This window comes from Blautia sp. RTP21359st1_E11_RTP21359_211015, from assembly GCF_040910705.1.
Classification (GTDB): Bacteria; Bacillota; Clostridia; order Lachnospirales; family Lachnospiraceae; genus Blautia_A; species Blautia_A fusiformis.
In genome coordinates this window covers 23,069-37,084 of sequence record NZ_JBDGAB010000036.1, presented here as the reverse complement: position 1 = coordinate 37,084, position 14,016 = coordinate 23,069, and the positions used below count along the sequence as shown (strand labels likewise).

Here is a 14,016-nt window from a genome sequence, read left to right as displayed (position 1 = left end):
TCTTTTATCAGGGAGAAAGAGTGCCGGATAAAAAGGATCCTTTCGGAATGCGGAAGAAAATGCAGACTGAGATCCAGATGATTTTTCAGGATTCGGGCGCTGCACTGAATCCCCGAATGAGCATACGGCAGATCATGCTGGAGCCTGTAAAGATCAGCCGCAGGATCCGTGACAGAGAAATGTTGGAGAACAGGCTTCGGGAAATCCTGAAGGAGACAGGACTGGATGAAAGCATTCTTTCGAAAAAGCCGGGAGAGCTTTCCGGCGGACAGAGACAGAGAGTTGCCATAGGAAGAAGCCTTCTCATGGAACCACGTCTTATCATTGCAGATGAACCAATCGCATCGTTGGACATTTCTATCCAGGCACAGATCGTCATGCTTTTTAAAAAGCTTCAGCAGGAAAAAAGATTTTCGTTTCTTTTTATTGCCCATGATCTGTCCATGGTACGTTTTTTAAGTGATACAACCGGTGTGATGAAAAACGGAAAGCTGGTAGAAATGGCACCTACAAAAGAGCTTTTTGAAAATCCGCAGCATCCTTATACACAGTCCCTGCTTTCTGCGATCCATATCCCGGATCCGCTGGAAGAGAGAAAACGAAGGCTGATCGAGTATGAAGAGCCACAGTCTCTTGGAGAGGGCTGGAAAGAATTATCCGCATGTCACTGTGTGAGAATATAAGAGCATAATGGAATACATATGCATGACAAAATGGAATATGAAAAATCCCCCCGCCGGGGTTGTGGCAGAACAGCCGTGTTGTTAAACTTTTGTTATTCGAAATACTGAGAAACAAAGTGCGGAGAGGAAAATATGGGAAAATATATAATAAAACGGTTGCTGCAGCTGATCCCGGTCCTGATCGGGATCACATTTCTTTCTTATGCCATGATGCGGCTTGCCGGCGGAGATGCAGTAACTTATATGTATGAAAATGCAGGCTCTGCAGTATCCCAGGAGGTCATTGATAAGGCGAAGGCAGAATATGGCCTTGATAAACCATTCCTTGTACAATATGCTGCCTGGTTTGCGGGAATGGTAACCGGAGATATGGGAGAGAGCTATGTGTCTCACAGAGATGTCTATGAAACCTTTATTTCAAAGCTTCCGGCAACGATGATGCTGACTCTGTCATCGATCCTTCTTACAATTGTTCTTGCGATCCCGTTGGGAATCCTGTCAGCAGTAAAGCACAACAAATGGGTAGATTATCTGATAAGATTTTTAAGCTTTATCGGCAATTCCATGCCGAATTTTTTTGCTGCCATGGTCCTGATGTATTTTCTGTCCATCAGGCTGGGCGTTTTACCGGTAGTCACAAATACAGATCTCGGACAGAGTATTATTCTGCCGACACTGACACTGGCGATCTCCATGGCTGCAAAATATACCAGACAGGTGCGTGCCACGGTTCTGGAAGAACTGAATAAGGATTATGTGACCGGAGCCCGGGCAAGAGGGATCCGCAGTCGTGTGATCATCTGGAAGAGTGTAATGAAGGCTTCCATGCTGACGATCATCACACTGCTGGCTCTGTCCATCGGCAATCTTCTGGGAGGAACTGCCATTGTGGAAAATATCTTTATGTGGGATGGTGTCGGAAAACTGGCGGTAGATGCGATCACCATGCGTGACTATCCGATCATCCAGGCTTATGTGGCCTGGATGGCGGTTATTTATGTTCTGGTAAATCTGGTGACAGATATTATTTACCACTATCTGGATCCGAGAGTACGACTTGGAGGTGACAGAGCATGAGTGGAAAAAATAATATTACAGTCCGGAAGCAGAAAATCCGGAAAAATCATACAAAAGCAAAGCTTGTCTTTTTTCTTGTGCTTACAGCATTGCTTCTGTTTGTAGCGGCATTTGCAAAATATCTCTGCCCTTATGATCCTTATGCCCAGGATCTGGCACTTGCCCAGAAACCGCCGGGACCGGAGCATCTGCTCGGGACAGACCGTTATGGAAGAGATATGCTTTCCCGTGTGATTATAGGAAGTACGACCAGTATTTATGCAACGCTGCTCCTGGTTGCGGTGATCACGGTGGCGGGAACGGCTATTGGTATTTTCTGTGGCTGGAAGGGCGGCAAAGCCGATACTGTTCTGATGCGTATCTCCGATCTGTTCCTGGCTTTTCCGGGACTGGTATTTGCTCTGGCAGTAGCAGGTGTTCTGGGAGGCGGTATCCAGAATGCGATCATTGCCCTGGCAGTGATCAGCTGGCCGAAGTTTGCGAGACTTGCCAGAGGGCTTACTCTGACTCAGAAGGACTCTGCATATCTTATGGCGGCGAAGCTTTCCGGAAGCAGTACAGGAAAGCTTCTGCTCAAACATATCCTTCTCAATATCGCAGGCCCCATCCTTGTTACGTCAGTTCTTGATATCGGAACCATGATGATGGAGCTGGCAGGACTTTCCTTTCTCGGGCTTGGGGTAAAGCCTCCAATGGCAGAATGGGGAAGTATGATCAACGATGGAAGAAGTATGCTGCAGATTTCACCATGGATGGTACTTGCGCCGGGAATGGCGATTTTTATTACAGTAATGATCTTTAATCTTCTGGGAGATACGATCCGGGATTATATGGATCCGAAGGAACGAAACAGGAGAAGAGGATAACAGGCACTTATAAATAAACATAACAGAGAAAGTGAGAGCGGAGATTATGAAGAAAAAGATTCTGGCAGCAGTGCTTGCAGCGGCAATGGTCATGAGCATGACAGGCGTTTCGGCAGCAGCAAAAAGCAAAGAAAAGAGTGAAGGAACTACCTTTGTTTACGGAACTACCGGATATAGTGAAGAAATGGGAGATGCAGGATTAAACCCTCACGACAATTATTCCGGATGGAGCTGTCTTCGTTATGGCGTAGGAGAAACACTGTTTAAGTACAATGACAACATGGAGGTAGAGCCATGGCTTGCTACAGACTATGAATTTACAGACGATAATACAGTAAAGATCACCCTTCGTGATGGTGTGAAATTTTCCAGCGGAAGAACCATGGACGGAGAAGCGGTAAAGGAATGCCTGGAGGATCTGATCGCAAACCATGACCGTGCACCTTACGATATGAAGATCGATAAGATCGAAGCAGATGGAATGACAGTAACGATCCATACTTCCGAACCATGTCCGGCACTGATCAATTATCTCGGTGATCCATATGGTGCTATCATTGATATGGATTATGGCGTACAGGGAGAGGGCGGCTCTGCAAATGTGGCAGGAACAGGCCCTTATGTTGCAACAGAGGTATCCCCAACAGAGATCAAGCTGGTAAAAAATGAGGATTACTGGGGCGGAGATGTAAAGGTAGACAATGTTATCGTAAAATCCTTCTCAGACGGAAGTGCCCTGACTGCAGCATTACAGACAGGCGATATACAGGGAACCTATGGACTTCAGTATGACAACTATGCGCTTTTTGACGGAAATCCGGACTATCAGATCAGCTCTGTAGCAACAAGCCGATGTTTCTTCGGACAGTTTAATATGAAGTCTGAACTGATGCAGGATCAGAATGTGAGAAAAGCCATTGAGATGGGAATCGATAAGGACGGCTTCTGCAGTGTGATCATGGAAGGACGAGGTGTTCCGGCAGTGGGAGCCTTCCCAAGCAGCTTTTCCTATGGAAACGATGCAGTAAAGGCACCGTCCTATGATCCGGAAGAGGCGAAAAAGCTTCTGGAAGAATCCGGATGGACAGATACGGATGGAGATGGCTATGCAGATAAGGACGGAAAGAAGCTGTCCATCACATGGCTGATCTATCCAACCCGTCTGGAACAGCCTAAGCTTGCAGAATATGCACAGTCCACTTTAAAGGACATCGGAATTGAGGTCGATGTCAACAATACAGCAGACCATGCGACGTATGCAAAGAATGGAGAATTTGATGTATATGTAAGCTCGCTTACAACTGCACCTACCGGCGATCCGGAATATTTCTTCACAAGTACAGTTGTATCTGATGCTGCCAAAAATTATGGCAAATACAGCAATTCGGATCTTGATGATATCGTAGCGAAGCTGCATGAGACCTTTGATACAGATGAGAGAGGCAAGCTTGCTGTGGAAGCACAGCAGACCATTCTGGATGATGATGCGTATTTCTTTGTTTCTCATTTGAATATGGGACTTGTGTCAAAGTCAAATGTATCAGGGCTGACTGCTCACCCATGTGATTATTACGAGATCACGGCAGATCTGGAAGTGAAATAAGATGGAATCATTGTTGAAGCTTGAGCATGTGACGATCTGCTACAACGGAGAGCCGGTTGTACATGATGTGGATCTGGAACTAAATAAAGGGGAGATCTTGGGTGTGGTAGGTGAATCCGGAAGCGGAAAAAGTACCATTATCAAGGCAATCATGGGACTTCTGGGAAATGAAGGCATGGTGACAGAAGGGGATATCTGGTACAAAGGAAAAAATGTGGTGGATATGCCGGAAAAAGAATTACGCAGACTTCTGGGTCCTGAGATCGCCATGGTCTTTCAGGATTCAGGAGCAGCCCTTTGTCCCATCCGCACCGTAGGCGATCAGATCTATGAGAGTATGCGGGAGCATGAAAGGATCAGCCGTAAGGAATGTGCGGAGCGTGCCGTCCGGATGATGGCTAAGATTGGCCTCAAGGATGGGGAACGTGTTTTGCAAAGCTATCCCTTTGAATTGTCCGGCGGCATGAATCAGCGTGTGGGAATCTGTATTTCCATGCTGCAGAATCCGTCGCTTCTTCTGGCAGATGAGCCTACCAGTGCCCTGGATGTAATCATACAGAAACAGGTAGTTGAGGAAATGCTGCTGATGCGTAAGGAATACGGAACAGCCATGATCGTTGTCACACACAACATCGGTGTGGTGGAAAAAATGGCAGATAAGGTTCTGGTACTGAAAAACGGAAAGGTGAGGGAATACGGAAAAACAGCTCAGGTTCTGACAGATCCGGAGGATCCCTATACAAAAGAGCTTATGAGTTCGGTACCTCGTCTGAAACGTACAGGTACCGGAAATGGAGGCAGATGATGACAGAAAATAAAAACATTCTGGAAGTACATCATTTGAAAAAAAGCTTCACCACCGGTAAAAAATCCTTCACGGCTGTAGAAGACATAAGCTTTTCTCTGAAAACGGGGGAAGTATTAGGAATCGTAGGGGAATCCGGCTCAGGAAAAAGCACTGTGGCGAAGATGATCACACATCTGACAGAACCCACCGCCGGAGAGATTTTTCTCATGGAAAAGGATATCACACATGCAAGGGGAAAAAATCTCCGGGAAATCTACCGGGAAATGCAGATGATTTTTCAGACACCGGCAGAATCCTTTGACCCCAGATGCACTCTTGGGGACGGAATCGGGGAAAGTCTCCGGAATATGGGGATAAGTAAGAAGGAAACCAGGAACCGTGTGGAAAAGCTTCTGCTTACCTGCGGACTGACTCCGGAATATGCAGATCGGTATCCCCATCAGGTCAGCGGAGGAGAGTGCCAGAGAGCGGCTATTGCCAGAGCTTTGGCTGTGGAACCCAGAGTGCTGATCTGTGATGAAGCAACCAGCGCCCTGGATGTGACTGTGCAGAAACAGATCATGGAGCTGCTTCAGAAGTTAAAAAAAGAAAACCAGCTGTCCTTTCTTTTTATCTGCCATGACCTGGCCCTTGTCCAGCTGTTCTGCGACCGGGTGATCGTGATGCATGACGGACATGTGGAAGAGGAAGGGACACCGGAAGAGATCATTGAGCATCCGAAGACAGAGTATACGGAGCAGCTGATCCGGTCAGTGCTGTGATAATGACAGATAAAAACAAAAGAACGAAGCCCTCAGTAGTGTGAAGACTGAGGGCTTTTTTGCAGGTTACACGTTGACGCATTTTCCCTCACCCGATATAATTAAAAAAGAATCGAAACCGGATGAAAACGGAATAAATATAGAGGAGACCACGAAAAATGGCAGAAAATTTACAGATCAGACTGGCAGATCCCGGTGAGGCGGATCGTCTGGCAGAGATCGAGGCAATCTGTTTTCCACCTGCGGAGGCAGCAAGTCATGAGGAAGTTGTGAAGCGTATGGGAGCATTCCCGGAGAATTTCGTTGTAGCAGTAAAGGATGAGCAGATCGTAGGCTTTATCAACGGAGGAACCACAGATAAACCAGTACTCCCGGATGAATTTTATCATGATATCACGCTTCACAGAAAGGACGGGGACATCCAGACGGTATTCGGACTGAATGTGATCCCGGAATACCGTCATCAGGGGATCGCCGGAGAGCTTGTGGAATATTTCAAGGAGCTTGCGAAAGAGCGCGGAAAAAAAGCTCTGATCCTTACCTGCAAGGAGCATATGATCCCATTCTATGAGAGCCACGGACTGAAGAAGCTGGGTGTGGCAGATTCCTGTCATGGCGGAGCAACCTGGTATGATATGCAGATCTGGTTCTGAGAAATGAAGACAGTAACAGAAGAAAAAAGAAGAGTCAGCTGCAAAAACGAAGGTCAGCTGAATAAGAAACCAGAGGAAAAATAAATGAGAATACGAATGTACAATGTGGGGTTCGGAGACTGTTTCTGTATCCGTGACAGAAAAAGCAGCCTGCTTGTGGATTTCGGGGCAGCCAACAGCAAGATCGAAGGGCGGCCACGGAGAGAGGTTTTTGATGTGATCATCTCAGATCTTACCACTATCCGCAAAAAAAATCTGCTTCTGACACATTTTCATCCGGACCATGTTTCCGGATTGCTTTATATGATGCGTTACCGAAGAGATGCCTACGAATTTGAAAAGATCTATCTTCCGGATGTATTTTCCAGTCCGGAAATGAAATACACACTGGCGCTTCTGCTCCTTGCGGATGTGACAAAAAAGGCCAGCCTTCCCGGAAGACGTGTCAGCCTTTTTGCCCTTGCAGAAGCTCTTTGCGCCAGAAGGGTAAAGATCGACCTTTTATCCAGAGGCTCAGAGTTTGAGGGAAAATATACAGCGCTCTGGCCGGATCTCAGGGAAGTCAGCCGGGAAACGGAGGGCGTATTTAATTCCCTGATCGAGAATCATGAAAATGCAATGACCGAGCTTGTGAACATTGCGGAGGAGGTACGTCAGCTGTTCCTGTCCATGACAGAGGAGATGCCGGAAGCAGAGCAGAAATCTGCTCCACTGTCTGAGGCATCTTTGGTGGAAGAGGATACAGAGGAATCCGAGCGCTCTTTGACAGGACAGACAGAGCCTGGTGGGGAAAACGAAGGATATACGCAGGAGAAGCTGGAGCTTATAATGGAAGATACAGGCGCAGCAGCTGAGGATACAGCAGAGGTTCCGGAAGAAGCCGAAAAAGAGAGAGCACGTCGCCTTAAACCGGAAAAGCTGGAAAAGAAATTCCGTGAATTACAGGCAACCGAAGAATTTCAGGCACTTCTGGAAAGTGCGGAAAAACAGGGGCATTTTCTGCGTCAGTTCCGCCACAAGATCAGTCTGGCATTTCAGAATACTGGCGACGGAGAGCTGAATCTTCTGTTTACCGGAGATGTACAGCCACAGTACATGAGGATGATCGCAGAAAACTATGATGGGAGGATTCCGCTTCATGAGCATTACTGGTGTATCAAGGTACCACATCATGGTACGGAATCCCATTTCTTTGATTTCAGCAGCTTCTCCCCGGAGAATATGATGATCCCCAACGGAGCCTACTACGACAACAGCAAGAAGAAATCCAAGAATCAGCGCACTTCCATGCAGTATGGCGGTTTATTTTATATTAATGACGCGCATATGTATTGTTCCAACTGTGACTGCTGTGACAGCTATGAGAACGGATGCTCCTGCAGGGAGTATGATGTGATATCACCATCGTATTATAAAGATATCTGATCATGTTACAGATGGATTTCTGTTGAGTTATATACGATCCGGTCATTCATGCAGACAAAGAAGACGGTAATTTCTTTGTCTGCGTTTTTGTTAAAAAGACAGGATGTACATGTGGACAGAGGAAAAGAGATACAGGAGGAAAAGTTTTGAAACAGATCGCAGACCTGCACATACATTCCAGATATTCCATGGCAACCAGCAAAGATGGCACGCCGGAGATGCTGGATCTCTGGGCGCGGAAAAAAGGGATTACACTCCTTGGAACCGGAGATATGACACATCCCATCTGGCGGCAGGAGTTGAAGGCGAAGCTGATCCCTGCAGAACAGGGACTGTTCCGGCTGAAAGATGAATATGTTTTGCCGGAGGCGTCACGCTATCCTGAAAAAGCACCCAGATTTGTATTGTCCGGTGAGATCAGTTCCATCTATAAAAAAGGCGGAAAAACCAGGAAGGTGCACAGCTTGATCCTGCTTCCGGGATTCAATGAGGCAGATGCTTTTGCCGCAAGGCTGGAAAAGATCGGAAATATCCATTCAGACGGACGTCCTATTTTGGGGCTGCCCTGCCATGATCTTCTGGAACTGATGCTGGAGGTCAGTGAGGAGGGTATCTATATTCCCGCGCATATCTGGACCCCACATTTTTCCCTGTTTGGAGCGAAGTCCGGATTTGACACCATAGAAGAATGCTTTGAAGAACTGACACCTTACATCCATGCCCTGGAGACAGGACTTTCTTCAGATCCGGCGATGAACTGGCAGATCTCGGCGCTGGATGGCTATCAGCTGGTGTCCCATTCGGATGCACATTCACCGTCGAAGCTGGGAAGGGAAGCGGATCTTCTGGATATAGAGCTTTCCTATCAGGGATTGTGGGATGCAGTGCAGAACGGAAAAGGTCTTGAAGGGACGATTGAATTTTTTCCGGAAGAAGGAAAGTATCATTTTGACGGGCACCGGAAATGCGGTGTGTGCCTGAGCCCGAAAGAAGCAGAGATGTATAACGGTATCTGCCCGGTCTGCGGAAAGAAGCTGACTATGGGTGTGGATCACCGGATCCTGCAGTTATCTGACCGTGATGAGAGTTCAGCGGCCATGCCGGAAAGCGGCCGTCCTTATGAAAGCCTGATGCCGCTGCCGGAGGTGATCTCCGCATGTGTGGGATTTTCCACGGCAAGCAAAAAAGTTCAGGGACAGTACGAGGCGCTGCTTGAAAGACTGGGTGCGGAATTTACCATATTAAGAGAGGTTCCGCCGGAAGATATCCGAAAAGCCGGCGGAGAAGTTCTGGCGGAAGGCATCCGGCGGCTCCGTGCAGGAGAAGTGGTGCGGAAACCGGGATCTGACGGGGAATATGGAAAAATAGAATTGTTTTAAGCGAATCAGGTAAGTCCTCTGCAGGATTGCGAATATCGGCTTGATCCAATTAAGAAAATTTCTGAAATGGTGTGAAAAGAAGCAGCTGTTAAATATTTATGTATTGTGAAGAGTATTGCCGGTCATAGCGTGAGCTGCAAAAGGTAAAAGGCGATAATGATAAAGGATTGGAGCAGGATAGAGATCATGAAAGAAAAAATCGGCATTATATCAGACACTCACGGTCTTTTGCGGCCGGAGGTACTGGAAATCTTAAAAGACTGCAAATACATTCTTCATGCCGGAGATGTCAATAAAGATGAGATCCTGGATGTACTGCGTTCCATGGGGAATCTCTATGTGGTCCGTGGAAATAATGATAAAGACTGGGCGGAAAATCTCCGCACCAGTCTAAGCTTTACCATTGGCGGCGTAAAATTTTTTATGGTTCATAACAAAAAAGACGTTGCGTGGGAGCTGGGGGACACACAGGTGGTCATCTTCGGGCATACTCACAAATATTTTGAGAAGATGATCGATGGCAGACTGTGGCTGAATCCGGGAAGCTGTGGAAGAAGCCGCTTTGGCGGAGAGGTTACCATGGCGGTGATGACTGTGGAGGATGGCAAATATCAGGTGGAAAAAATCATTTTGGCGGAAAATTCCAGGAAATGATCATAACCCTGTTTATAGATCCTTTTATGCAGAGCTGTTTCTGTAGATTACTGGAATACGCTGATGCATAAAAGGATTTTTTGTATTTTATTGGATACAATCCTTGTAATTTTGGATTTGTAGCGTATAATAAAAAAACGTTTAAAACAAAAGTGGTCTTACCACTTTTGAAAAATTCGTTTGAGCGCAGACTTTGAACGCAGCTGCGTTCATGAGTATGCAGTAAAGCAAAATGTGAATATGCGCTTTACATGAATCAGGAGGGATGCAACATGAAGCATGTGCAACAGTTCAGCATCATCCTGTTGATTTCCGTCATTGGAGAATTACTGAAAACCTTTCTTCCACTTCCGGTACCGGCCAGTGTCTATGGATTGATCATTATGCTGGTGGCTTTGCTCACAGGTATTCTGAAGCTGGATCAGGTCAAAGGTGCGGCAGATTTTCTGGTTGAGATCATGCCGGTGATGTTTGTGCCGGCTGGTGCGGGACTGATCACAGCCTGGAGTACTCTGAAACCGATCTGTGTACCGGTTCTCATCATGACGTTTATCAGCACGGTGATCGTAATGGTCGTAACAGGAAAAGTAACACAGGGAGTGATCCGTATGGGAAAGAGAGGAACTGAAAAATGATGGAATTCATAAAAAACTCCGCATTTTTCGGAGCAATGATAAGTCTGATCGCCTATGAGATCGGTCTGATCCTGAAAAAGAAGTTTAAAATGGCGATCTTTAATCCGCTTTTGATCTCGATCATCTGTGTTATCGGTGTTCTTTTGATCTTCCATATTGATTATGATGATTACAATGAAGGTGGAAAATATATCAGCTATCTGCTGACCCCGGCAACAGTCTGTCTGGCAGTGCCCCTTTATGAGCAGATCCATCTGCTGAAAAAAAATCTCAAGGCAGTGGCTGTCGGGATCTTTTCCGGAACGCTGGCCGGGCTTTGCAGCATTCTGCTTATGGCGAAATTGTTTGGCTTTGATCATCAGGAATATGTCACTATGCTTCCGAAGTCTATCACAACTGCCATCGGAATGGGTGTTTCCGAGGAGCTTGGCGGTATCGTGACCATCACCGTTGCCGTGATCATCATCACAGGAGTTCTGGGAAATATGCTCGCAGAGGTTGTCTACAAGATCGCAAAGATCGAGGAGCCGATTGCAAGAGGTCTTGGACTTGGAACATCTGCCCATGCTATCGGAACAGCCAAAGCCATGGAGCTTGGCCCGGTAGAAGGAGCCATGAGCAGCCTTGCCATTGCCGTAGCCGGATTGCTTACGGTTGTAGGAGCGTCTGTGTTTGCGGGAATGATGTAAAAGGAGATATCATTGGGGATTTCAAATGCCCTTTCAAAGTGTCACATTTTACAAGTCTGTCGTTTACGGCAGGCTTTTTTTGTGGATCTTAAAGACGAACATATTTTTGTATAAAATAAACAAATGTTCGGAAAAACCATATTTGTACCGTTTTATTGGACTAAAAATGAGCTATAATGCAAACATACAGAAAATATGTTTGGAAAATATGTTCGATAAATCGTGAGACGAACATAGGACAGGGAGGATGGATCTTATGTGGAATACAGAGAGCAGCAGGAAGGCAGTATTGGCAGAAGGAAGATATGTGGAAGCTGAGAACGGACATTGCGGCAGACAGAAGCTTTCCTCAGGAATGGCAATGGTACTGGGCGCACTTCTTACAATGGAGATCATGCTTGGCGGGGCGATGCTGTTTAATTTTGATTTCCGCGGAGCAGATATCGTTGCTGTTGTATTGTCATTCATGGTATTATATTTTGCAGTGGTAGCATCACTGACAGACAAGTAGCAGAACGGAGGAGAAAGGATGCCAAGGGTCTTTAACCAGAAGATTAAAATTTTATATCTGATGCGCATTTTTCTGGAGCAGACGGACGAAGAGCATCCGATGTCTGTGAAGGAGCTGATCGCCTATCTGAATAGTCTGGGGATCAGTGCAGAGCGTAAGACTGTCTATGATGATATTGAAACCCTGCGGAATTTTGGAATGGATATCCTGAACCGGCGGGAGCACCCGGCCGGTTTTTATCTTGCCAGTCGGGAATTTGAGCTTCCGGAGCTGAGACTTCTGGTGGATGCAGTACAGTCCTCCAGATGTATCACTAATGGGAAATCCCGACAGCTGATCAGGAAGCTGGAGAGCCTTGCCAGTGTTTATGAGTCCAGACAGCTGCGGCGACAGGGATTTGCAGAGAACCGTATCCGGACTATAAACGAGAATGTGTATTACAGTATTGATATGATCCAGCGTGCATTAACTGAGGACAGGCAGATTTCTTTTCAATATTGTGAATGGACTGTGGAGAAGAAACTGCGTCCGGAGAATGAGGGAGAACGATATTCGGTCAGTCCCTGGGGACTTGTATGGCAGAATGAGGAGTATTATCTGATCACTTACGACGAGAAGTGTGGAAGGGTTAAGCAGTATCAGGTAGATAAGCTCCAGCAGATCCGTATAGAGAAGGAGGTGCGACGCGGCAGAGAATTTTTTGAGAATTATGATATAGGGGAGCTGACATCCAGGACCTTCGGGATATTTGGCGGCAGAGAAGTAACCATATGTCTGGAAGCACATAACCGCTTGGTCGGGGTGGTGCTGGATCGGTTTGGCAGAGATATTATGATACACAGGAAGGATCCTGAACATTTCAAAACACTGGTTCGTGTAAATATCAGTGACCAGTTCTTTGGCTGGATAGCCAGTCTTGGCCCGGATGCGGTGATCGCGTCACCGGATGAGGTTCGCGATAAGTACCGGGAATTTCTTGAGAAAAGTCTTTCTAATTACAAATGATAAATATATGATAAAGAAAATCTGTATATAATAAAGATTCAGGAAAATTCACTCCTGAGTCTGCAGGTTTTCAACAGAAATAATATATAAAAAATAAATGAAAACAGTCAAAAATGAGAAAAATCATATAATAGCTGCATCTGAAATATAAAAATAATATAGATAGCATATGTAAAAAAGATAATAGACATCGCGATGTTTAAGTGCTATAATGCTTTCGACTCTTAGGAGGGAATAAATTTTGCCATTTCAGGCAGATTACGGACGGTGAAGATATGACTGTAAAAGCAAGAATGCTGAAGCTTCTGGAGCAGCACGAGAATGAACTGATATCCGGAGAGGCGGCAGCAGCAGAACTAAACTGCACACGGGCAGCCATCTGGAAAGCTGTGAAATCCCTTCGTGAAGAGGGATATACCATAGAAGCTGGACCAAACAAAGGCTATGTGCTTCGAGGAGGCAGCCGTTTATCGGAAGAAGGAATACGGCTTTACCTCGATCATCCGGATGTCCCTGTAAAAATATACAGAGAACTGGATTCTACAAACCGGGCAGCCAAGGAGGCTGCATTTTCAGGAGAAGCAGGTCATGGTGCACTGATACTGGCGCGCAGACAGAAAAGCGGAAGAGGCCGAAGAGGCCGAAGTTTTTATTCTCCTGAAAATGCAGGACTTTATATGAGTATCGTTCTAAGACCTGACCGAACTCTGAAGGAAGGACTCCTGATTACTACAGCTGCGGCAACTGCAGTGTGCCGTGCAGTGAAGAAAATCTGCGGGATCGACCTTGGGATCAAATGGGTCAATGATCTGTATCTTCATAATAAGAAAGTATGTGGGATACTGACAGAGGCTGTTACAGACTTTGAAAGCGGGAACATTGAGTTTGCAGTTGTAGGAATTGGTTTGAATCTGTATATGCCGGAAGATGGGTTTCCTGAAGATATACAGGAAACAGCTGGAGCATTATTTGAAAACAGGAATGACGCAGAGCATATAAACTGCAGTATTCTTGTGGCGGAGATCGTCAATCAGCTTCTCATGGAAGTGGAGACTCCGGGACTTTCCAGAGAATATACAGAAAATAATATCATTCCTGGAAACATGATCGTGATCACAGACGGACAGTGTACAAGGGAAGCTTATGCAGAATCCATAGCACCAGATGGAAGGCTTCTTGTGAGAGAACAGGATGGTTCAGAAACCCTGCTTTCTTATGGAGAAGTATCTGTACGCAGGAAGTCGGATCAAGGTTAATTGAAATGAAT

Annotated in this window: 14 protein-coding genes and 1 pseudogene; all 15 read left to right on the top strand. The window is 46.1% G+C overall.

The window, feature by feature from the left end; all coding sequences use genetic code 11:
* Window positions 1–683 (top strand): ATP-binding cassette domain-containing protein (locus AB5026_RS12670; protein WP_368213419.1); only part of this gene is annotated, 683 nt, incomplete at its 5' end.
* A gap of 132 nt (window positions 684–815) precedes the next feature.
* A complete protein-coding gene (gene nikB, locus AB5026_RS12665; RefSeq protein ID WP_118368490.1) occupies window positions 816–1,760 on the top strand; it encodes a nickel ABC transporter permease in 945 nt (314 codons plus the stop codon).
* Window positions 1,757–2,626, top strand: a complete 870-nt coding sequence (gene nikC / locus AB5026_RS12660) for a nickel transporter permease (protein ID WP_118368489.1) — start codon at window positions 1,757–1,759, stop codon at window positions 2,624–2,626. The genes nikB and nikC overlap by 4 nt, the downstream gene beginning before the upstream one ends.
* A gap of 46 nt (window positions 2,627–2,672) precedes the next feature.
* Entirely contained in the window at window positions 2,673–4,229 is a 1,557-nt protein-coding gene (locus AB5026_RS12655) for an ABC transporter substrate-binding protein (protein WP_288161743.1), read from the top strand.
* A gap of 1 nt (window position 4,230) precedes the next feature.
* The gene (locus AB5026_RS12650; protein WP_118368488.1) at window positions 4,231–5,034 is read left to right on the top strand and encodes an ABC transporter ATP-binding protein; all 804 of its coding nucleotides are present in this window, start codon (window positions 4,231–4,233) and stop codon (window positions 5,032–5,034) included.
* Window positions 5,034–5,798 carry an ABC transporter ATP-binding protein gene (locus tag AB5026_RS12645; protein WP_118368487.1) on the top strand — a complete coding sequence of 255 codons (765 nt, stop codon included), beginning with the start codon at window positions 5,034–5,036 and terminating at the stop codon, window positions 5,796–5,798. Before AB5026_RS12650 ends, AB5026_RS12645 begins: the two co-directional genes overlap by 1 nt.
* Window positions 5,799–5,956: 158 nt before the next feature.
* On the top strand, window positions 5,957–6,451 hold the full coding sequence (locus tag AB5026_RS12640; RefSeq protein ID WP_118368486.1) for a GNAT family N-acetyltransferase: 495 nt from the start codon (window positions 5,957–5,959) through the stop codon (window positions 6,449–6,451).
* Window positions 6,452–6,535: 84 nt separating this feature from the next.
* Window positions 6,536–7,876, top strand: a complete 1,341-nt coding sequence (locus tag AB5026_RS12635) for an MBL fold metallo-hydrolase (protein WP_243164923.1) — start codon at window positions 6,536–6,538, stop codon at window positions 7,874–7,876.
* A 188-nt stretch (window positions 7,877–8,064) separates the two neighbouring features.
* Window positions 8,065–9,252: pseudogene (locus tag AB5026_RS12630) on the top strand (endonuclease Q family protein); the annotation flags it as partial.
* A 189-nt stretch (window positions 9,253–9,441) separates the two neighbouring features.
* The gene (locus AB5026_RS12625) at window positions 9,442–9,909 is read left to right on the top strand and encodes a metallophosphoesterase (protein ID WP_022427149.1); all 468 of its coding nucleotides are present in this window, start codon (window positions 9,442–9,444) and stop codon (window positions 9,907–9,909) included.
* 272 nt (window positions 9,910–10,181) lie between these two features.
* Window positions 10,182–10,544 carry a CidA/LrgA family protein gene (locus tag AB5026_RS12620; RefSeq protein WP_015525571.1) on the top strand — a complete coding sequence of 121 codons (363 nt, stop codon included), beginning with the start codon at window positions 10,182–10,184 and terminating at the stop codon, window positions 10,542–10,544.
* Window positions 10,541–11,233: an LrgB family protein gene (locus AB5026_RS12615; protein ID WP_237972001.1), complete on the top strand. Its 693-nt coding sequence runs from the start codon at window positions 10,541–10,543 to the stop codon at window positions 11,231–11,233. The genes AB5026_RS12620 and AB5026_RS12615 overlap by 4 nt, the downstream gene beginning before the upstream one ends.
* Window positions 11,234–11,489: 256 nt before the next feature.
* Window positions 11,490–11,744 (top strand): hypothetical protein, encoded by a 255-nt coding sequence (locus AB5026_RS12610; RefSeq protein WP_059086214.1) that lies wholly within the window; start codon window positions 11,490–11,492, stop codon window positions 11,742–11,744.
* Window positions 11,745–11,762: 18 nt separating this feature from the next.
* Complete coding sequence (locus AB5026_RS12605) at window positions 11,763–12,749, top strand: YafY family protein (RefSeq protein WP_173758406.1); 987 nt, start codon at window positions 11,763–11,765, stop codon at window positions 12,747–12,749.
* A 275-nt stretch (window positions 12,750–13,024) separates the two neighbouring features.
* Window positions 13,025–14,005, top strand: coding sequence for a biotin--[acetyl-CoA-carboxylase] ligase (locus AB5026_RS12600; protein WP_022427146.1), 981 nt, complete (start codon window positions 13,025–13,027; stop codon window positions 14,003–14,005).
* Window positions 14,006–14,016: the final 11 nt, after the last annotated feature.